Annotated in this window: 13 protein-coding genes; 7 read left to right on the top strand and 6 right to left on the bottom strand. The window is 39.6% G+C overall.

Annotated elements, in window-relative coordinates:
* Window positions 1–122 precede the first annotated feature (122 nt).
* The 4 genes from HXT38_RS02830 (at window position 123) to HXT38_RS02845 (ending at window position 6,172) form a co-directional block, all read left to right on the top strand.
* Window positions 123–1,730 (top strand): esterase/lipase family protein, encoded by a 1,608-nt coding sequence (locus HXT38_RS02830; RefSeq protein ID WP_421791575.1) that lies wholly within the window; start codon window positions 123–125, stop codon window positions 1,728–1,730.
* A gap of 61 nt (window positions 1,731–1,791) precedes the next feature.
* Window positions 1,792–3,234, top strand: a complete 1,443-nt coding sequence (purB, locus tag HXT38_RS02835) for an adenylosuccinate lyase (RefSeq protein ID WP_415696186.1) — start codon at window positions 1,792–1,794, stop codon at window positions 3,232–3,234.
* A 15-nt stretch (window positions 3,235–3,249) separates the two neighbouring features.
* Entirely contained in the window at window positions 3,250–5,685 is a 2,436-nt protein-coding gene (locus HXT38_RS02840) for a lysylphosphatidylglycerol synthase transmembrane domain-containing protein (protein WP_421791577.1), read from the top strand.
* A 205-nt stretch (window positions 5,686–5,890) separates the two neighbouring features.
* Window positions 5,891–6,172: an HU family DNA-binding protein gene (locus tag HXT38_RS02845; protein WP_004119480.1), complete on the top strand. Its 282-nt coding sequence runs from the start codon at window positions 5,891–5,893 to the stop codon at window positions 6,170–6,172.
* 89 nt (window positions 6,173–6,261) lie between these two features.
* Here the strand turns inward: HXT38_RS02845 and HXT38_RS02850 are convergent, their stop codons facing one another.
* The 3 genes from HXT38_RS02850 to HXT38_RS02860 form a co-directional block, all read right to left on the bottom strand.
* Window positions 6,262–8,613: a RelA/SpoT family protein gene (locus HXT38_RS02850; protein WP_004119477.1), complete on the bottom strand. Its 2,352-nt coding sequence runs from the start codon at window positions 8,611–8,613 to the stop codon at window positions 6,262–6,264.
* A 121-nt stretch (window positions 8,614–8,734) separates the two neighbouring features.
* Window positions 8,735–9,214 (bottom strand): dUTP diphosphatase, encoded by a 480-nt coding sequence (gene dut, locus HXT38_RS02855; RefSeq protein ID WP_004106773.1) that lies wholly within the window; start codon window positions 9,212–9,214, stop codon window positions 8,735–8,737.
* Complete coding sequence (locus HXT38_RS02860; protein ID WP_421791579.1) at window positions 9,215–9,508, bottom strand: DUF4193 domain-containing protein; 294 nt, start codon at window positions 9,506–9,508, stop codon at window positions 9,215–9,217.
* A 158-nt stretch (window positions 9,509–9,666) separates the two neighbouring features.
* On the opposite strand from HXT38_RS02860, the gene sepH reads away from it, so the two are divergent.
* On the top strand, window positions 9,667–10,875 hold the full coding sequence (gene sepH, locus HXT38_RS02865) for a septation protein SepH (protein ID WP_415696188.1): 1,209 nt from the start codon (window positions 9,667–9,669) through the stop codon (window positions 10,873–10,875).
* A gap of 138 nt (window positions 10,876–11,013) precedes the next feature.
* On the opposite strand, the gene HXT38_RS02870 is transcribed toward sepH, so the two are convergent.
* The gene (locus HXT38_RS02870) at window positions 11,014–12,273 is read right to left on the bottom strand and encodes an alkaline phosphatase family protein (protein WP_004106779.1); all 1,260 of its coding nucleotides are present in this window, start codon (window positions 12,271–12,273) and stop codon (window positions 11,014–11,016) included.
* A gap of 161 nt (window positions 12,274–12,434) precedes the next feature.
* Here HXT38_RS02870 and HXT38_RS02875 point away from each other — a divergent pair, with 161 nt between their 5' ends.
* Window positions 12,435–15,098, top strand: coding sequence for a DNA gyrase/topoisomerase IV subunit A (locus HXT38_RS02875; protein WP_101892144.1), 2,664 nt, complete (start codon window positions 12,435–12,437; stop codon window positions 15,096–15,098).
* Between the two features lie 114 nt (window positions 15,099–15,212).
* Entirely contained in the window at window positions 15,213–16,967 is a 1,755-nt protein-coding gene (locus HXT38_RS02880; protein WP_421791582.1) for a PASTA domain-containing protein, read from the top strand.
* Between the two features lie 134 nt (window positions 16,968–17,101).
* On the opposite strand, the gene HXT38_RS02885 is transcribed toward HXT38_RS02880, so the two are convergent.
* Both HXT38_RS02885 and HXT38_RS02890 read right to left on the bottom strand, forming a co-directional pair.
* Window positions 17,102–18,277 (bottom strand): MFS transporter, encoded by a 1,176-nt coding sequence (locus HXT38_RS02885; RefSeq protein ID WP_410297088.1) that lies wholly within the window; start codon window positions 18,275–18,277, stop codon window positions 17,102–17,104.
* Between the two features lie 116 nt (window positions 18,278–18,393).
* Complete coding sequence (locus tag HXT38_RS02890; RefSeq protein WP_064340565.1) at window positions 18,394–20,775, bottom strand: DNA gyrase/topoisomerase IV subunit B; 2,382 nt, start codon at window positions 20,773–20,775, stop codon at window positions 18,394–18,396.
* Window positions 20,776–20,794: the final 19 nt, after the last annotated feature.

The raw sequence follows: 20,794 nt of genomic DNA on the forward strand, positions 1-20,794 counted from the left end.
AGAATCCGCAGCGACTGAATTAGAAGATTGGCAAGGGCTTGCAGCCGAACATTTTCGTCATAGTATGAAAAATATTTCCGCACAAGCGTATGCGTTATATAACATTCGCGGAGGAATATAGTATGTCTTGGAAAGTTAAGTCCTCTGTTGTAGGTGGAATGACGATTAGCGTTGCTGATAGAGAAGCGTATATTAGTTTTTCCAGAAAACTCAACAATATTGCTAAAGAATTGCTTACGCTAAAAAATTTATGGCTTAATGCAGCGATGGTTATTGCCGGTCAAAATTATGGTATACAAAAAGAATCAGGAGCATATATTCATGATTCTTCGCAATCATTTTTAACTGAAAGCATATGTCATGAGTATGCTCATAAATGTTATTTAATGTCTCAAAATTTAGAAAATCTTGCTTTTCTTATTGTAAGAGCAAATAATTTATATGAAGATGCAGAATTTCGTGCAAAAGACGAGTTAGACAATAAAATTTCTTTCTTGGCTCTTGCAAACCCTATTTTTGCTTTACACGTTTTATTGTCCGCAAGTCTTGCTGTCAAACAAGATGATAAAAATCATTCAGGTTTCCAATATCTTGCTAAATGGTCCTACGCAACTAAGAGTATGCAACAAGGAATTATTCGAGGTTTATCGCAGCACCTTATTTTAAATCCTATTACAAGTTTGCCAATATTTATTGCCGGAAATGCGAAAGGCCCCATAAATAAAAAAGAGCGTGAAACCTCACTAAACTTTTTATCCAATGCTCAAAAATATTTATCACAAGCTATTCCATTTATTTCTAGTGCTCTTAGCTTCGTAAGCGCGCCTATTAATGATCGAAAGCAAGGTAATAATTTACTTCTCACTAAAGTAAATGAGACGTGGAGAAAACCTGGATCTGTTCTTGCTAGACCTGGACGTAATCTGCTTGAAACTTTAGAAAATTTAACGGAACTTGGAAGCGGAAATTTGGGCGTTAGGCCACCACTTGTTAATCCAGATGCTGCTACTATTGCAATTCAACGTTTTAAGCGCAGCGATGGCAGTTCGTCATGGTTAGTAATAATTCCAGGAACTGACGGTAAAGAACACTCTCCTTTTGGTTGGGCACAAAACGCAGAAGTAATGAGTCATAGTTCTTTAATGAGAAAACAAGCTGATAGCACTCGAATGGTTGTAGAAGCTATGAAACGTTCTGGAATTAAACCTAACGAGCCTGTTGCTTTAGTAGGCCATTCTCAGGGAGGCATTGTTGCAGCAAGCATTGCAAGCGATTACTCTAAACAGTACAACATACAGCATGTTGTTACTGCTGGATCTCCTATTGCAAATCATCCAATTCCCAAGAAGACTTGGGTTACTAGTATTGAGATGGACGATGAGATTGTACCATCTTTAGATGGCAAGGAGAATCCTCGTAGAAATAATTGGGTGACTATTCATGGGCATGCAATTCATGTTAAAGAATCTAAGCGTTCTTTACCTCCTGGAGTCACGCGTTTTTCTGGCAAACAATATTCGATTAAAAAATTCGATAATGACGGAATATTCGTTAATGATGTTCCAGAAGAAGGAACTTTAACTCATGATTTGCATTACCATACTGCAGCTTATGAAGATGCTCTTCAACTCGGATCTAAAAGTGTGCGCGAGCAAGATCGACATTTTCAGAATACTATTAATGGCAAATTGCAAAGTACTACATTGTGGCAAGGAATAATGAAAAAATAAAATAATTAAATTCTTATTGAGTAAAATTAAGCTAATTCGCAGCATGATGTAACCTTAAACTATGAAGCTTACCGATATTTCTCCTGCAATAGCTCTGACTCCTCTCGATGGACGTTATCATAATCAAACATCCGCACTCGTTGAATATTTAAGCGAACCTGCGTTAAATCGCGAGCGCATGCGTGTAGAAGTTGAGTGGATGATTCTTCTCGCAAATGGTTATGAAGCTAATCGATTCCAGCCAATTGTTAAGGGTGTTAATCCTTTAACTGATGAAGAGTGCTCATATTTACGTTCTATTCCTGAAAATTTTGATGCTGAAGGAATCGCTCGACATGCTGCACATGAGGCTATTACTCATCACGATGTTAAAGCTGTTGAATACTACATTGACGATGCGTTAGACGAAGCAGAGAATAAGCTTGGTCATGCTACTGAGCTCTCAAATTTAAAAACTTTAGTGCATTTTTCATGCACAAGTGAAGATATTAATAATCTTTCTATTGCGCGTTGCGTAAAGCAAGCTGTTTTAAACGTTTATCGTCCGAATTTAGAAGCGATAGTTGATTATTTAGTTAAGAATGCTAACGAATATAGAGATTTATCTATGCTTTCGTTAACTCATGGCCAGCCTGCTACTCCAACTACTTTGGGTAAGGAATTGGCAGTGTTTGCATATCGTTTACGTCGTCAACTTCGTCATCTTGATAATCAAGAGTATTTAGGAAAGTTGAATGGTGCTACAGGAACTTTTGGAGCTCATTTAGCTGCTTTCCCAGAAGTTGATTGGATTAGCGTATCTCAAGAGTTTGTTGAAAATAGAATGGGTCTTCAATGGAATCCATTAACAACTCAAATTGAAAGCCACGATTGGCAGGCTGAACTTTATAGCACTGTAAGTCACATAAACCATATTTTGCATAATCTTGCAGTTGACGTATGGATGTATATTTCTAGGGGTATTTTTGTGCAAGTTCCTGTAAAGGGAGCTACAGGATCTTCTACTATGCCTCATAAGGTTAACCCTATTCGTTTTGAGAACGCTGAAGCTAATCTTGAGATTTCTTGCTCACTGTTTGACACATTATGTGCAACTCTTACTGAAAGCCGCTGGCAGCGTGATCTTACAGACTCTACTACTCAAAGGAATGTTGGCTCAGCTTTCGGTTATGCTCTTCTTGCTTTGAATAATCTTTTAGGCGGTTTGAAGTCTATTCATCCTAATAAAGAATTTATGGCAAAAGAATTAGACGGAAATTGGGAAGTTCTTGGAGAGCCAATTCAAACAGCAATGCGTGCTGAAGAAATTGCTGGCGTACCTGGTATGGAACGACCATATGAGCAAGTAAAAGAATTAATGCGCGGTCACCATATTTCACAAAGTGACGTAGAAGAATTCATTAAATCTCGTAGCTTTGATGCCAATACTGCAGCTCGTTTGCAAGCAATGACACCAGAATCTTACACTGGATTTGCTTCACGATTGGTGGACTTTATTGATTAAGTAGACGGTAAAGCCATGCAATCTAGCATAAATCCAAATCTTGTTATTGAAGATACTCAGCCTAGCTTAGTACGTAGTTGGGCTGATTTGTTGTATGCAATATCATCAGTTGTAATTGGCGTTTTTACTTTGTTGTCGTCAATGTGTTTATCAGCAACAGCTGATGCTATGAAGATTGATGCACGAAGTGCTACTCAAATTATAGGATTATCTTTTAATAATCTTTCATTTGTTCTGATACAGCAAGGTCTTACTCTCATTGTTGTTGCAGAAGTTATTGCACACATGGTTTCTGACAGGCGTTGGATTGATACCGCTATTTCTGTTATTACACTGTTTATAAGTTATGGTTCAGTATGGCTGTTATCTATTGCGATATTTTCTACACACAATATAGCTTTGATTGAATCTTTACAAATGCAGTCCAATAACACTTGGGCTGATTTGCTTCCAGACATGTATGCTGTTCTAGTTGCTTTTCTTACAGTTAGTGGTCCTAGACGCGAATATAAGCATGTAATGTGGGGCTGGAATGCTTTATTCATTGTTACAGCAATACTTCTATTTTCATCTTGGGACTCCTACTCTGCTGTTCTCGTATCATGCTGCTTAGGAAGAGCAATTGGTACGCTTATTCGTTTCGCAAAAGGCACACGCAGTAAGGGTGCTTGGGGTGACGATATTATTCTTGCTTTAAAAAATATTGGCATAGATAATCTTACTCAATTAACTCGTAGAACTCAGCAAGCTGATCATACTGGAGTACTTCGTTCAAGTCTTGATGACGATTTAATTGAAAATTCAAGATTGTATGATGCAACAGACATTCACGGCATACGTTATGTAATTTCAGTATTAGATAATCAAGTTCATTTACCAGGTTATTTAAATCAATTATGGCAGTGGGTGCGTTTAGTAGATATACCGACTCGTAGAGATCGTTCTGCTAGGCATTCTGTTCATCACCATCTTTCTATGCTTCTTGTTTTACGAAATATGCATTTGCCAACAGCGAATGTTTATGGAGTAAGCGACAGTGATAAATCTTCAATAATGGTTTTTCACGCTTCTAACGCTCTGCTGCCTTGTAATTTGAACACTTTAACTATTGATGATGCAGCAAAATTAATGCGTTATGTCGATGCGGCTAATACTCGCGGTATTACGCATAGACGCATCACTCCTGAAACTATTGCTAGGCTTGAAGATGGAACCCCAGTTATTGCAGGTTGGCAAAACGGCGATGTTGCCAGCGATGATACAAATATTGCACTTGATAAAGTTCAGCTTTTAACGCTTATTGCATCTTGCACAGATATTGACACTGCTCTTAAAGCTGCTATTAACACATGGGGTGTAGAAAAGTTATCTGCGCTATTGCCTTTTATGCAAAAAGCCGCTATTCCTGCTTCTACGAGATCTTTGCCATCTTGGAATAAAAAAGTTTTCCAAAATCTTTGCAATAAGTTAAGTGAAACAGTTGCTTTAAGCACAGATGAAGAAGATTATGATACTGTGCGTTTAGCTCGTTTCAATATACGTTTCTTTGTTAGCTTAGTTCTTTCAATTGTTGCTGTTGCTGTTATCGCTACACAGTGGCATCCTCAGGAAATATTTGCTGCCTTGCGTCACGCAGATAATGTAATGGTATTTATGTGCTTTGCTTGCAGCATGTTTGCTTGGATTGGATCTGCAATTACTCTCGGCTCATTCATGGATGATCAAAAACCTTCTGCACATGTTTTGTTTGCATCTCAAGCAGCTTCTGGTTTCACAGCAGTTTCTATGCCTGCTGGTGTTGGTCCTGCATTTGTAAATATGCAATTATTAAAGAAAAACGGGTACACTCCGGCTCAAGCTACAGCAATTACTAGTGCAGTATGGCTTATTCAAGCATTAATGACAACTTTAGTATTACTTTCTATAGGCGTTTTCACTGGTAAAAATGTGCTTTCTGGAATGATTCCTACTCATATGCTCATTACTTTCATTGGAATAATCACTCTTATAGTTTGTGTTTTAATGGTTATCCCGTCCGCTCGTAAAACAATTCGCAAACATTATTTGCCAATATTATCTGATTACGGTCGTCAAATTAAGGAACTTATTTCACATCCTATGCAACTTATTGCGGGCTCTTTCGGTGCTATTGTGCTTGTTTCATGCATTGGATTGGGTTATTGGATTTCTTTACTTGCATTTGGATATTACGCAAATCCTTGGGAAACAATCTTACTATTCTTACTTGCTAACGCTGCTGGATCGGCAGTGCCTACACCAGGCGGCTTGGGTGCTGTTGAAGCTTCTCTTACTTTCGCCTTTACATCTGTAGGTGTTCCTCCAACAGTTGCTTTGTCTGCCACCCTTCTGTATAGACTTATGTTCTACTGGTTAAGAATTCCGTTAGGCGCGTTTGCAATGAAGTGGCTTAGCAATAATGAGCTTATATAAGTGAAATTTACAAACATTTGTGTATTTTTATTAGCAAATATCGTATCTGATTTAATACGAGTATGTTTTAAATAAAAAATAATAAAAAATAAATAAAAATATTAAGAAAAAATGCAAAAATGGCTACATTTGTAGGGAAAATGTACTAGTATCTAGTATGAACGTGACCTTTGAAGAGAAGGTCCCCTGACACAAAGGATGCTGCATGGCATACAACAAGTCTGATCTCGTTTCTAAGATCGCACAGAAGTCCAACCTGACCAAGGCGCAGGCCGAAGCCGCCGTCAACGCATTCCAGGATGTGTTCGTTGAGGCTTTACAGTCCGGTGAAGGTTTGAAGCTTACTGGTCTGTTCTCCGCAGAACGCGTAAAGCGTGCTGAGCGCACTGGCCGCAACCCGCGTACCGGTGAAACAATCAAGATTCCAGCTTCTTACGGTGTACGTATTTCTGCTGGCTCCTTGTTGAAGAAGGCTGTCACTGCCTGAAATTAAGCGTTTTTCGTATTTATTACATTAGACAAATACTATTTGCGCAAAAACGAAGATGGGCACTCCAAAGCTGGGGTGCCCATCTTTTATAAATCTCCTCGTTCCATTTTTCGCAAACGCGGCTCTGCGCTATCTTTTGCTCCCGTAATGCGGTAAACGTCAAAAACGCCTTCAATTTTACGGATAGCAGCAAGTAGAGTTGCTAAGTGCTGAGGATCTGCCATTTCAAAGGTAAATTGACTTGTTGCAACACGGTCATCGCCTGTAGCAATAGTTCCGGAAAGAATATTTACTCCATGATCTGAAAGAACGCGAGTAACATCCGAAAGAAGATGTTGTCGATCCAATGCTTCAACTTGGACCTTAACCAAGAACAAGCCTTTATCGCTAGTCCATTGAACAGGAATAACGCGCTCTGATTGAGTTTTTTGCAAATCGAGCATGTTCTGGCAGTCAGTCCTATGCACAGACACACCTTGGTTTCGTGTTATAAAACCAATAATCATATCTCCTGGAACTGGCATGCAACATTTTGCAAGCTTTACCCAAACGTCTCCAACACCCTTAACTGATACTCCCAAAGCGCCGTTAGACTTATGGCTGCGCTCAACATGACGTAAAGGCAATGCTTCTTGTTCTACTTCTTCTGCAACTTCATCAGCGCCCGCATCTTTTACTAAACGCGAAATAACATTCTGTGTAGAAACTTGGCCTTCGCCAATAGCCGCATATAAAGACTCAACATTAGTAGGCAAATTCAATTCATCAGCAACGCCAATTAATGCCTGCTGCGTCATCAAAGTAGTTAAAGGCAAGTTACGTTTACGCATAGCGCGAGTTAGCTCATCCTTGCCCTCTTCAATCGCCTCAGAGCGGCGTTCCTTGCTAAACCATTGACGTATTTTATTTCGAGCACGAGGAGATTTTACAAAACTCAGCCAATCGCGTGATGGTCCAGCTGTATCCGACTTTGAAGTAAGTACCTCTACAGTGTCACCGTTTGAAAGCTTCGTATCAAGAGGAACTAAACGTCCATTTACACGAGCACCCATCATGCGATGACCAACTTCAGTATGCACAGAATATGCAAAATCAACAGGAGTTGCATCCTGCGGAAGCGCAACAATACTCCCCTTTGGAGTAAAAACATAAACTTCAGAAGCACCAAGATCTTGCTTTAATGAACCTAAGAATTCATCTGAATCTGGAGTCTCACTAGTCCAATCAGCAAGCTGTTGAATCCACTTAAGATTATCTGCTTCGCTAAGCTCTTTTTTGTCATCAATATTATTTTCGCGTTTTAAATCATCATTATCAGGCTTACTTAAAGCGCGACCAGCCTGACCATTAGCTTTGTACTTCCAATGCGCTGCGATACCAAATTCAGCACGCCTATGCATATCCCATGTGCGTATTTGAATCTCTACTGGCTTTCCACCAGGGCCTACAACTGTAGTATGCAAGCTTTGATACATATTCAACTTTGGAGTTGCAATGTAATCCTTAAAACGTCCTGGAACAGGGCTCCATCGAGCATGCACTGCACCTAATGCTGCATAACAGTCACGAATAGAATCGACTATTATTCTCACGCCAACTAAATCGTAAATATTAGCAAAATCATGACCTCGAACGATCATCTTTTGGTAAATAGAGAAATAATCTTTTGGTCGACCTTTTACTGATGCTTTAACGTGTTGTTCTGCAAGATCTGCATTAATTTCTTCAAGAATTTGTCGTAAATAAACTTCGCGCTGACCTGCTCTACGAGCAACTAAAACAACAATTTCATTATAAATTTTTGGATACAGTACTTTAAAACTCAGCTCTTCAAGTTCAGTTTTAATTGCATTCATACCTAAACGGTTAGCAAGAGGCGCATATACGTCAAGAGTTTCTCTTGCTTTTTTATGTGAACTTGATGGCTTAACATACCTCCAAGTGCGAGCATTGTGCAAACGATCCGCAAGCTTTACTACAAGCACTCGCACATCGCGGCTCATTGCAACAACCATCTTACGAATAGTTTCTGCTTGAGCACTTTCGCCATATTCCATGTTGGATATTTTTGTAACACCATCTACAAGACCTGCTACAGTATCGCCAAATTCAGCTCGACATTCTTCTAGCGTGTAATCTGTATCTTCTACAGTGTCGTGTAATAATCCTGAAGCAACAACAATTGGTCCCATTCCAAGATCTGCAAGAATTTGAGCTACAGCAAGAGGATGAATAATGTATGGCTCACCAGATTTGCGTCTTTGACCTGTATGCTGCTTTACAGCACGATCATAAGCTCTATGAAGAATGCTCATATCCTCATTAGGATGATGCCATTGGCACATGCTCAATATTGGCAATAATGGATTTCGAGAATCTTCGCTGATTTCACATCCGAGCCTATTGGATCCTTTTACATCCTCTTGAAGTTCACCCATTTGGCACCTCCTGGTACTTTTACTATCCTACCTGCAATTCGCTCAATACACTACAAAAACAAAAAATACATACAATAAATCCGACTCAGTTTTAAAAACCGGTCGGATATTTATAAAAAGATTATTGTACGCCAGTGGAGCCAAAACCTTTATCAGAGCGATCAGATTCAGGTAATTTAGATGCGGGAATAAATTGTGCTTCTACATAACGTTGTATAACCATTTGAGCGATACGATCACCTTTATGGAATTGCACTGTGTTCTCAGGATCTAAATTAATAAGAGGAACCTTAATTTCACCACGATACCCGGCATCAACTGTTCCAGGTGCATTTAGCACAGTCACACCCTGTTTTGCTGCTAAACCAGAACGAGGATGCACTAAAGCAACATAACCTGCAGGTAAAGCTATAGCAACTCCAGTAGGAACAAGCGCTCTCTGGAAAGGACGCAAGGTAAAATCTTGGGTAGTTCTTAAATCGGCACCTGCATCACCTGCATGCGCGTAGCAAAGCGGCTGTAATGTAGATGTTTCATCATCGAGATACTTAATTAATACCTCAACCTGTTCGGGGCCAGTATAGGTCTCGTCATATGCCATTTAAGCTGCGCACTCCTTGCAAATAGGCTGACCATCAGCATTAGTTTCAGCTAACTGGCTGCGATGCTTAACTAAGAAGCATTCAGAACAAATAAATTCATCGCCTTGCATAGGGATAACAGTTACGGATGCATCTTCGTTACTTAAATCAGCACCTGGCAACTCGTAGTCTTCAGCAATAGCATTTTCATCATCGTCAATATCGCTGTTTGAATTTTGAGAACCTTTACTCAAAGCTTCCAACGACTCTTCGTCCTCATCTTTGCTACGAGGAGAATCATAATCCTGTGCCATTATGGTCCTTTCGTTTTTAAAGCTACTTACGCGCATAGCATACACGAATGCTACCCCGTATATTACACATTTTTTATTTTAAATAAAATGGTAAAGAATGCAGTGTATGGACTAAAGTATATAAATAGTATTGTTAAAAGCGAAGAAAGTGGTGCATAATGCTTGAAAATCCGCCAAAAGAGGCGAGTTTTGACCATATTGACGCAGACGGTAATTTGATTTTCATTTGTGAAAACACGCCGTTACGTATTCAAGTGGACGACACGCTGGAACGCGCCATCGCTGGTTCACATAAAATTACGAGTAAAAACAGCGATGAACAGAACTCAGCAAACGCTGGCGCAAATTCTATGCAATCTAATGCAACATTGCCTATTTCGCAAATTCAGGCATTGATTCGCGCAGGAGTTGCACCTTCACATGTAGCACAAAGATACAACGTTAGTGAAGCACAAGTTAGGCGTTTTTCTGCAGGCGTTGAAACCGAAAAGCAGTATGCAATTGAGCAGTTCCTTCTAGTACCTGCTCCTAAACAAAGCAATATGCGCACTATTGCAGATTTAATTGAAAGAACGTTAGCTAAAGCACATATTGGCATGGAAACAGTGCAATGGAAAGCAACGCGCAGAGGATTAGAGCCATGGCGAATTACTGCTACTTTCAAAACTGCTAGTCGCACTATTAAAGCTGAGTGGACATGGAACATGCATGACAACTCTGTTACATGCGCGAACCCTTCGTCTAGATTATTGCTTGGTGAAGATGTTAATGCAGCGGATACTTCTAAACAGTCTCCATATGGTGGAGCTTATAGAGACACTGTAAGCATTAATTTCCCATTCAACACTGAAGAGCTTCCAGGAAATTCTATTCGTTCTGCCAGAATCGAACGAGCTGTTTCTCAATGGGAACTTAGAAACAGTGACAAACTTGCAGATGCACAAGCCCAATCTTCCTTCGAAAATCAGGACAATAATTCTGACATACAGCAAGTATTAGAAAAAGGCTATTCTAAGCGTTCTACTAAAACAAATACGCAATTTATTAAAGAAGATAATTCTCAGCAGCCTTCGCTAATACAACCGGATGCTGAATTTATTAATAGAAACGAAACGAATAGCAAAATCGTCAATGAGTCTAATGAAGCACAAAAATCATTGGCTGCAAAAGTTCAAAATGCTGAAAAAGCAGATATTGTTAGTACGAATTTGCAAAAAAATGCTGCTGAAAGTAATCAAAATTCTGCTAAAAATAATCAAGAAATTAATGCTAATGGTCAAGAAAAATCATCTCCTGAGCACAATAAACGTAAAGCTGGAAGAGCAGCAGTACCAAGCTGGGATGAAATATTATTTGGTGAAAGCTAAATAAGAAGTTTAAAAATAAATTTTTCGCTTATTGACAAAATGTGTGACACTCTTAGTAAAATTTGAGTGTCACACATTTTATTTGCTAAGTTGTGATTTATAAAAACATTTTCAATACTAGAAGCAAAAACTCACTAATTACACTAAATCTATGAGGCACGGAATATCCATTTCCATGTGAGTCATTGATCCATGAACGCTAGGTAAACTCATAGCTTTATCAGATTGAATGCGAGAATCAACAATTGTGTAAGCTCCACAAGCTTGCACAATAACATCGCCAATAACAGCCTCTGCCCTGTTGTTTACTAAACCAAAAAGACCATCGTCAATGGCTTGTTTTTTACTACGTACAATTGCATTAGTTCCAAAATATTCACGCCAACGGTAAATAATATCTTCAGGATTTGCGTCACTGTTAGCATACAACATTACAGAACGAGGTTCACCGCCAACCATCGATACGCCTTTTATCAACTCATCATGCTTAGCAATATCAACTCGCTTATTGGGATCAGATTTAATCATCCCATGATCTGCAGTAATAACAATTAATGTTCCAGGAGCACAATTTGCTCGCAAAAGACGCAACTGCTCGTCAATTTGCTCAAAAACAGAAACCCACTGCTGAGAATCCCAACCATAATTATGACCGGTTTTATCAGCGTCACGTAAATACATATAAGTTAAACCTGGAGTTTTACTGCTATTAGCAGCCTTAAGAATGCGAGCTCTAGGAGTTCCAGCAGTAATATAATTTGCTCCACGAAAAGCAGCTTTGGTAAGAGGAGTATTTTCAAACTTTGGTAATCCCACGCTATCTGCACGGACTCCATTAGAAACTAAACTTTCAAATATAGTTGGCTCTTGCTGCAAAACTAGCGGATCAGGCGCATCATTAAATTGAATAAGCTGCGCAAGTTTACCAGTTTGAGAATTCTTTTGCGTGTAACCGGTCATACAAGTAAGACCCGGACATGTGCCTGTTCCAAAAGTAGCCATTGCAGCAACAGTTGTGCTTGGGACGCACGTGCTAATTGGTCTTTGATTTATTGATTCGTTAAGTAAGGATCGTAAATAAGGAGCGTGACCTTTGCGCATAAGAATATTCCAGTATCCTAAACCATCTATTAGCACTACAATTGCAGAATTAGATTTAGGGAAACCAAGGCTTTCTCGTAAAGCGTGTGGATCGTTATGAATAGCTGTTTTGACAGGAGCATCTATTGCATCACTTAAAGCTGGAAGAACCGAAGATATATGTAACGCTCCACCAAGATTTTTTTCATTAAAATCATAAGAAAAATCTTCATTAACTACGAAATTAGAAAAATCACCGTACTTAACATTACCAACGAATTGTAAAAGATCATTTTCAGACGGTATTTCAGCACTCATACTTACTATTGAACCACTTATATTGCATTGGACAAAACGCGAATAATAAATATTTATATAAATAACTAATCAAATTGCTGAAAAATTCAGCAAAAACATGCTGTTTGTGCATATAAATTGGTAAGATTGATAGCCGTAATGTCATTCAAGGAGTTCTAAATATGCCCTCACGCCATCACTCAACACAGCAAGCTTTCGATCCAAGAAAAGTTAAAGAGCATATTGTTGAAACACCATTGAACGAAGAAATGAGCAAATCCTTCTTGGAATATGCTTATTCAGTTATTTATGCTCGAGCTTTACCGGACGCACGAGACGGAATGAAACCAGTGCAGCGACGCATTGTGTATCAAATGGGCAATATGAATTTGAGTCCTGATCATGCTTATATGAAATCAGCGCGCGTTGTTGGTGAAGTAATGGGTAAACTTCATCCTCACGGTGATTCTGCAATCTATGAGGCAATGGTTCGCTTAGCTCAACCATTTTCCCTACGCTTGCCACTTGTTGACGGACACGGTAATTTTGGTTCTCTTGACGACGGTCCAGCAGCTTCTCGATACACCGAAGCGCGTTTAGCTCCTGCATCACTAGGTATGAACGCGGATATCAACGAAGACACAGTTGATTTCGTACCAAATTACGACAATAAACTAAAAGAACCTACTGTGCTTCCTGCAGCTATTCCAAATCTTTTAGTAAATGGCGCTTCTGGAATTGCTGTAGGCATGGCAACTAATATGGCAACGCATAATCTAGGCGAAGTAGTTGCTGCAGCAAAATATGTTATGAAACATCCTGACGCAACCCTAGATGATCTTATGAAACTAGTTCCAGGACCTGACTGGCCTAGCGGAGGAATTATCATCGGTCGAAGTGGCATTCGCGAAGCTTACGCAACAGGTCGCGGAGCATTCACTACAAGATCTACAACACATATAGAAAATATTACTGCTCGCAAAAAAGCTATTATTGTTACAGAACTTCCGTTTATGGTTGGACCAGAACGCGTTTTGGAAAGAATTTCTCAAGGAGTTAAATCAAGAAAATTAGACGGTATTTCAGGTGCTATTGATTTAACAGATCGACATAACGGAACTCGTATTGTTATTGAGATTAAGACAGGCTTTGATCCTAACGCTGTGCTTGCTCAACTTTTTAAGCACACTCCTTTGCAAGAGAGCTTTACTATTAACAATGTTGCACTTGTTGACGGCAGACCTCACACAATGGGCTTGAGAGAGCTATTAGACGTTTGGATTTCTCACCGCAGAACAGTAGTACGCAGACGCAGCGAATTTAGGCGCAAAAAAGCTCAAGAACGCTTACACTTGGTTGATGGCTTGCTTCTTGCACTTCTTGATATTGATGAAGTAATTCAGGTTATTCGTTCATCTGAAGATGCAGATAGTGCAAAAACTAAGTTAATTAAAGTATTCGATCTTGATGAAATTCAAGCACAGTATATTCTTGACTTACGTCTTCGCAGACTTACTAAAATGAGCCGAATAGAGCTCGAAGCTGAACGCGACGATTTGCTCAAAAAAATTGAAGAGCTAAATCAAATATTAAGTTCTGAAGCGAAACTCGACAACGTCGTAATAGCAGATATGGATACTGCAGTTAAACAATGGGATACTCCACGCAGAACAATTTTGCTTGACGAAAATGAAGATGGTAGTTTTACTCCAGTAGCCTCCAGCATAAATAAAAACAGTGAGGATATTGCGATTAAAGCTGTGCAATCAGCAAATAAAATTACTTCAACTCAAGCAGATTTGGCTGCAGCAGCTAATGCAGCTCGTAAAACTGGAGAAGCTGACGCATCTTCTGTTGCAATGCAATTAAGTGACGAGCCTTGTGCAGTAGCATTAAGTACTTCAGGGTTAATTGCCAGAACAAGCATTGCAGTGTTAGAACATTGGAATTCGCACAATAACAACGTATTTAACACTCCTTGTAAAACAATGTTTGCGACAACAACGCGTTCAACTTGTGCTCTTGTTACTTCATCTGGTCGACTAGTTCTAGCTCATGTTGCAGATTTGCCACAACTTAACTATGAAGAAGGAAAACCTGCGCTGCTCAGCCATGGAGTAAAAGCACAAGAATTGCTAACTTCCACACAAAGCACGGATCCAGTAAGAGGAGAACATGTAGTTTCAGCAATAGCATTTGATGCCTCACAAAACGCTACTCCACTTGCAATCGGCACACGAAACGGTGTAGTTAAAAGATGGAATTTTGAAGCTCCAACTACCATGGATTCATGGAGCATAATTGACTTAAAAGACGACGACACCGTTATTGCTGCAGCCCCAGCGGAAGACAACGACAGACTTGTGTTCATTAGTAGTGATTCTTCATTACTTACTTTTGACGCTAAACAAGTTAGGCCACAAGGACGTACAGCAGGCGGAATGGCAGGTATTCGTTTAGCAGAAGGCGCTAAAGTTGCAACCTTCGCAGTAGTGCCAGAAAAATCAATAGAGTGGCATTACGAAGAAGGCGAAAATGGTTTATTCTCCGCTTCTGGAACAGTAGTGTTCACCGTTGCTGGAGACAGTGAAGCTCTTCCTGGAACCGAAAACGGTTCTGCAAAGATTACTCCATTTGACATGTACCCAACAAAAGGTCGCGCAACTGGTGGCGTGCGCTCGCAAAGATTCCTTAAAGGTCAAGATACGTTGATACACGCGTACGTTGGATACTATCCATTGCAAGCCGTTACAGAAGGCGGAAGCAATGTTGAGCTACCTAAACCAGATATGCGTAGGGATGCTTCTGGAACTGAGCTTGTTTCCCCAATTGCACATATTGGATAGCATTACGAACAATTTTTAGAAAATTATTAGTGATTAGTCACCAATAAGAAAATAGATAATATAAAACTAAAGCTATTAAAAATTAGGTAAATTTTTTAAAGAGAAAGGGAAAATATGTCATTTTGCACTCATTGCGGCAGTAGCATGGTAGACGATGCAAAGTTTTGCGAACAATGCGGTACGCCTAACGAAAATTACGAAGATAAAACTAAAGAACAAGAAATAAATCAAGTAGAGCAACAAACACATGCACAAGAGTTGCAAAAAGAACCTAATAAAGGTAATAAAAATCATAAGAAAAAAGGTGCATTCATATCAATTATTTGCGCAATAATCGTTCTAGCTATAGTTGCAGCCATTGGAACAATTTATTACATGACGAGAGTACAGACAAATTCAGGTATGGCTACAGTGCCAGTAATTAAAGATACAAATGCTCAAGCTGCTGCAACGAATTTACGCTCAAAAGGTTTTAAAGTACAAATTGTTAGGGAACTTAATAAACGCAAAAAAGGTTCCTTCATTTCATTAAAAGGCATTAAACCAGGTAGTAAAGTTAATCATTCCACAAAAATAACAGTTGTGGAATCTCTTGGTCCAGGTATGCCAAAAAACGTTATTGGGAAAACTGTAGACGAAATTACTGACGAAGTAAAAGCAATGAGCTTAAAAGTAGAAGTTCATAAAGTTCCTGCAACAGTAAAGCCTGGAACCATTATTTCAACTTATCCTATGCCCGGAGAAGCTTTTAATGCAGCTTACGAAGGTGACAATATGCATATTGCTATTGCTAGTAAATGCAACAAAAAAGTAGTACCTGCAGACTTGTTAGGAAAAGATATAGACAGCGCAAAACAAATACTGGAAAAAGTTGGAATAACGAAATACGAATTAAAACCACGATTTTCTTCTCGTAATCATATTGATAAAATTGTGGGCTCCTACCCTGCATTGGGTGAAGAAAATTTGAAAGAAGTAAAAAAAGTTACTCTATACTACGGTGTTGATGCAAGTGAAACAAAAGAAGTACTAACTAAAAAAGAGCATCTGGACGGAATAAATAATGCTGATGTCCGCGTAACAAAAGGCCTTTCTCCAATTGCAGGAGTTTGGTGTAATAAAGGCGGCGAATGCTTATACTTCAATGAAATGCCATCGTTTGTTGAAGGTGAATCTACAGTTGTGTTAGGGACACGCGTTGGCGATCTCATGAATGATGGAGCTAAGCCTATTATGATAAGTGATGAAAATTATCTTAGCATGAATAACTATTCGCAAGATATATCTGGATCTATTCTATACGATAAAAAATTACCTATGAATGATATGATGAAAAATCATTTACTTTCCGGCGATACTGGCGCAGTAGAATTCTACAAAGGATTAGATTTGCCATCTTGCGGAAACAATATATTTTCCCCATCACCAGGTGTAAGAGTTTGTGAACATGGTAAAGATATAAACGCAGAAAACAGCCCTGAAAAATTTGATGATCAAGGAATGTATAAAGGTTCTAACAAAGATGCTAATACAGGATTAACCTACAAAATGCATGATTTCTTTGTGCTTGTTCCTGTAAATACAAAATTTGATGAACTTGAAAAGAGCGGATACTTTAAAGGCAAAGGGAAAAATAAGCCTGATTTTAGCCGACCATTCATTATGCGAAGAGATCCAAAGCTGTACGATAAAACACAAGTAGCTATTCCTGATGGAGTTACTGGACCCGATTATCCAACTAGCCCGTTTGTGCCAACGAAAAAGAACAAGCCAGTGCCTTTCGCGCCAGCTCCAGACGACGACAATGTTTATTACAAGATTGAAGAACCTTTAAATTGGTTAAGGTTCGATATTATAAAAACCTTGTAGTTAAAATTTGACGTTGTAAAGCAAATAATATTAGCACTTAAAAAACGCTTAATCATTTGCTTATCAATAAAATTAAGCCCTTCTAGTTGTAGTATTTCAACTTTTTAAGGGCTTAATTTTATTATAAGAGATTATTATGCATAAACGCGCATCAGACGCACATGCATAAAAGTCATTACAGCGAGAAGAATAAGCAAATAAGCTGGAAGCAGCATCATGGAAACATTCTGTGCAACTATTCCAAAAATCGCAGGTATTACCATAGAGCCGATGTATGCGCTTGCCATTTGCATGCCAACAATTGCTTGAGACTTATCAGCACCAAAATAATGCGGAGTTGAATGAATGATGCATGGATAAACAGGAGCGCAACCAAGTCCAATAATAATGAATCCTGTAACAAGCTCAATATGATTCGGCAAAGGCAGCAGCAACACCAGAATGCCCATAAGCATTACGCACTGCCCAATACGAATCATGGTTGCATCGTTAAAACGCATAGTAAGAAATCCGCTTACAAAACGACCAACCGTAATACCAACATAGAACAGGCTTGCCCAACCAGCTGCAACAATGCGGCTAACTCCTCCATGCAAAACCATGTAACTACTAGCCCACAAGCCTGCAGTTTGTTCCAACGCACAATAGCAAAAGAACATAATAAGTATATTTTTAGCTCCTGGAATGCGCAAAATTCCCGCATAAGATACCTTTTCAAAAGATTTTGTTTTTGACTCAACGATCTTATTCAATTCATTCTTTTTATTGTTTTTCCACAACGGCAAACTCATGAGCAGCACAAGTGTTAAAGCAATCTGCATAACGGCAATATACTGGTATCCAGCAGTCCATCTTTGACCATGCGAAAGCGCAAAACCCATAACATAAGGACCTGCAGAAGCACCAATTCCCCACATGCAGTGAAGCCAGCTCATATGCCAACTCTCATAGTGCACTGCAACGTAGTTATTAAGAGCCGCATCCACTCCTCCAGCACCTAAACCGTAGGGTATAGCTAGAAAAATAAGCACAAGATAATTCGGAGCAAAAGAAAAACCTAGTAACGCTAAAGCTGTTAGAGCAACTGAAATAAGCGTAACTTTCCCAGGGCCAAATTTGCACGTAAGTTTGTTCGAAAGTAATGCAGAGATAATTGTTCCTGCAGAAATAACCATTGATATTCCGCCAGCCCAAGAAATTTGCGCACCAATATCGTGACTCATAGTAGGCCATGCAGCTCCAAGAAGAGCATCCGGCAAACCCAAACTGATGAAAGCAAGATAAATAACAGCAAGAAGAAGGTTAATCATAAAAATTCCCAAACATTAGTACTTCATATTTCTAACGCAAACACGCCTTCATAAAGCAATATAAAGGAATATAAATATACAAGGCGACATAAAGCAACGCAAACAACATGCCGACATCAGGTATCGATTTTGGAACGATCAAAGTCATCAGCGTTATCAACAATAAACTGCTTGCGCGGAGGAACATCATCACCCATCAGCAAATCGAATACTTCGCTCGCTTGCTGAGCATCTTCCATACGAATCCTTCGAAGCATACGGGTTCTAGGGTCCATAGTAGTGTCTGCAAGCTGATCCGCATCCATCTCGCCCAAGCCCTTATAGCGCTGAATATCGCTGTTAAAATCAATGCCCTTAGCTTGCAAATCATCAAGCTTTCCAGCCAATTCGTCGTCTGAATAAGTATAAATATACTCACCCTTTCGCTTTCCAGCGAGCGCAATTCTGTGAAGAGGCGGCACTGCAGCATAAACATGACCGTGCTCAATAAGCGGACGCATATAACGATAGAACAGCGTCAGCAGCAAAATACGAATGTGCGCGCCGTCAACATCAGCATCAGTCATCATAACAATCTTGTTATAACGCGCTTGCGAAATATCAAAACTTGCGCCCGATCCCGCTCCAACAACCTGAATAATTGCAGCACACTCTTTGTTTGAAAGCATTTGTGCAAGACTTGCCTTTTGCACGTTCAAAATCTTACCGCGAATTGGAAGAAGCGCTTGGAAAGCAGAGTTCCTAGCAGCTTTTGCAGTGCCAAGTGCAGAATCACCCTCGACGATGAAAAGTTCTGCAACATCGTCGTTTCCAGGCTGGCAATCAGAAAGTTTTGGTGGCATTGAAGCAGACTCAAGCGCATTCTTTCTGCGCGTAACTTCCTTAGTTTTACGCGCCTGAACACGAGCATGCATTTCGGAAACGATTTTTTCCAAAACCCTAGCAGACTGCTCTTTGAATCCTCGCTTAGATCCAGTAATCATCTCACCAAATTGAGCATCAGTCATTTTAGTAACAATTGGCTTAACTTGTGCGGTTCCAAGAACATCCTTAGTTTGACCTTGGAATTGAGGCTCAGCAATGCGAACAGTTACGACTGCTACCAATCCTGCTGTAATGTCGTCTCGCTCAATTTTCGTATTCGAATCTTTAAGATTTACTTTTAATTTGCGTGCGTTGTCTTCAACAGCTTTACGAATTTGCTTGGTCAATCCTTGCAAGAATCCGTCAACGTGCATACCTCCGCCAGGAGTTTCAACAACGTTTACGAAACTAATAATCGTTGAATCGTAGCCGTTTACCCAACGCATTGCAATGTCAACGCCGCACTTACGCGTTACTTGTTGAGCATGTAAATCTCCTGCAGAATCAACAGCTTGCGTTTCTTCTACATATGTATCTTCGCCAGAAATACGCCAAATATCCGATACTGCTTCACCTTTTGAAAGAAAATCAACGAAATCTTTGACGCCACCATTATGCAAAAATTCAACTACTCGAGGATGATGCTTATTTTGCATTGAGTTAGCAGACTCAGCATTTGCAACAGATTGTGCAACTGATTCTTCAGATTCAGCATCTTCATTCGCGATATTTTCAGTCTCATCTTCAGAATCATCTTCATCTTCTAATGTTGTTTCAGATTCTAATTCTTCAAATTCAGGCACAGAGTCATCGCTATTATCAGACTGGTTTTCAAGAAGATTATCTTCTGCAGCATTATCTTCTATAACATTGTCTTCTGGAGAATCAATTTCTTCAATATTTGCAGATTCACCTTCAGGCACATGCTCGTCAATAACAGTAATTTTTAAGCCTGGAACCAGGAAACTTGTTTGACGCACGCGAGCAATAAGCTGCTCATAGCTGAAATGCGCAGTTGAGTTAAAAATTTCTGGATCCGCCCAGTAGCGTACACGAGTGCCGGTAGTTTTTGGCGAAACAGTGCCAATAATTTCAAGCTCAGTAGGCTTATTTTTTCGCGTGCGCTTAAACGGAGAAGCAGGAGATGGATGCTCTGGATCTGCATCACTATAAACTCCAGGATGTCCCTGATGGAACGCCATATGATGCGTTTTACCGTCTCTATCAACTTCGACATCCAAACGCAAACTCAAAGCGTTTACAACAGAAGAGCCAACGCCATGTAAACCGCCTGCAGCATTATAAGAAGCGTTGCCAAACTTTGCTCCAGCATGAAGCTTAGTTAAAACAACTTCAACGCCTGTAAGTTTTGTTTTAGGCTCAACGTCTACTGGAATACCACGACCGTTATCTGCAACTTCAATAGATCCATCGTCGTGAAGAGTAACAATAATATGATCGCAAGCTCCAGCTAAAGCTTCGTCAACTGCGTTGTCAATAATCTCCCAAAGGCAATGCATTAAACCTTGACTGTCTGTAGTGCCAATATACATGCCTGGACGCTTACGAACTGCGTCTAAGCCTTCAAGCACAGTCAAGCTATCAGCATCATATTGCTCTTTATGAGAGACCACTTCTACCCCTTGCACTTAT

It is taken from the genome of Gardnerella sp. DNF01157 (assembly GCF_049244225.1).
Taxonomy (GTDB): Bacteria; Actinomycetota; Actinomycetes; order Actinomycetales; family Bifidobacteriaceae; genus Bifidobacterium; species Bifidobacterium leopoldii.

What these genes read in the sequence shown, in the direction of transcription:
- sepH (WP_415696188.1), top strand. Translation starts at nt 9,667, where the DNA reads ATGCTTGAAAATCCGCCAAAAGAGGCGAGTTTTGACCATATTGACGCA.
- HXT38_RS02870 (WP_004106779.1), bottom strand. Translation starts at nt 12,273, where the DNA reads ATGAGTGCTGAAATACCGTCTGAAAATGATCTTTTACAATTCGTTGGT.
- HXT38_RS02885 (WP_410297088.1), bottom strand. Translation starts at nt 18,277, where the DNA reads ATGATTAACCTTCTTCTTGCTGTTATTTATCTTGCTTTCATCAGTTTG.
- HXT38_RS02850 (WP_004119477.1), bottom strand. Translation starts at nt 8,613, where the DNA reads ATGGGTGAACTTCAAGAGGATGTAAAAGGATCCAATAGGCTCGGATGT.
- HXT38_RS02860 (WP_421791579.1), bottom strand. Translation starts at nt 9,508, where the DNA reads ATGGCACAGGATTATGATTCTCCTCGTAGCAAAGATGAGGACGAAGAG.
- purB (WP_415696186.1), top strand. Translation starts at nt 1,792, where the DNA reads ATGAAGCTTACCGATATTTCTCCTGCAATAGCTCTGACTCCTCTCGAT.
- HXT38_RS02875 (WP_101892144.1), top strand. Translation starts at nt 12,435, where the DNA reads ATGCCCTCACGCCATCACTCAACACAGCAAGCTTTCGATCCAAGAAAA.
- HXT38_RS02880 (WP_421791582.1), top strand. Translation starts at nt 15,213, where the DNA reads ATGTCATTTTGCACTCATTGCGGCAGTAGCATGGTAGACGATGCAAAG.
- HXT38_RS02830 (WP_421791575.1), top strand. Translation starts at nt 123, where the DNA reads ATGTCTTGGAAAGTTAAGTCCTCTGTTGTAGGTGGAATGACGATTAGC.
- HXT38_RS02840 (WP_421791577.1), top strand. Translation starts at nt 3,250, where the DNA reads ATGCAATCTAGCATAAATCCAAATCTTGTTATTGAAGATACTCAGCCT.
- HXT38_RS02845 (WP_004119480.1), top strand. Translation starts at nt 5,891, where the DNA reads ATGGCATACAACAAGTCTGATCTCGTTTCTAAGATCGCACAGAAGTCC.
- dut (WP_004106773.1), bottom strand. Translation starts at nt 9,214, where the DNA reads ATGGCATATGACGAGACCTATACTGGCCCCGAACAGGTTGAGGTATTA.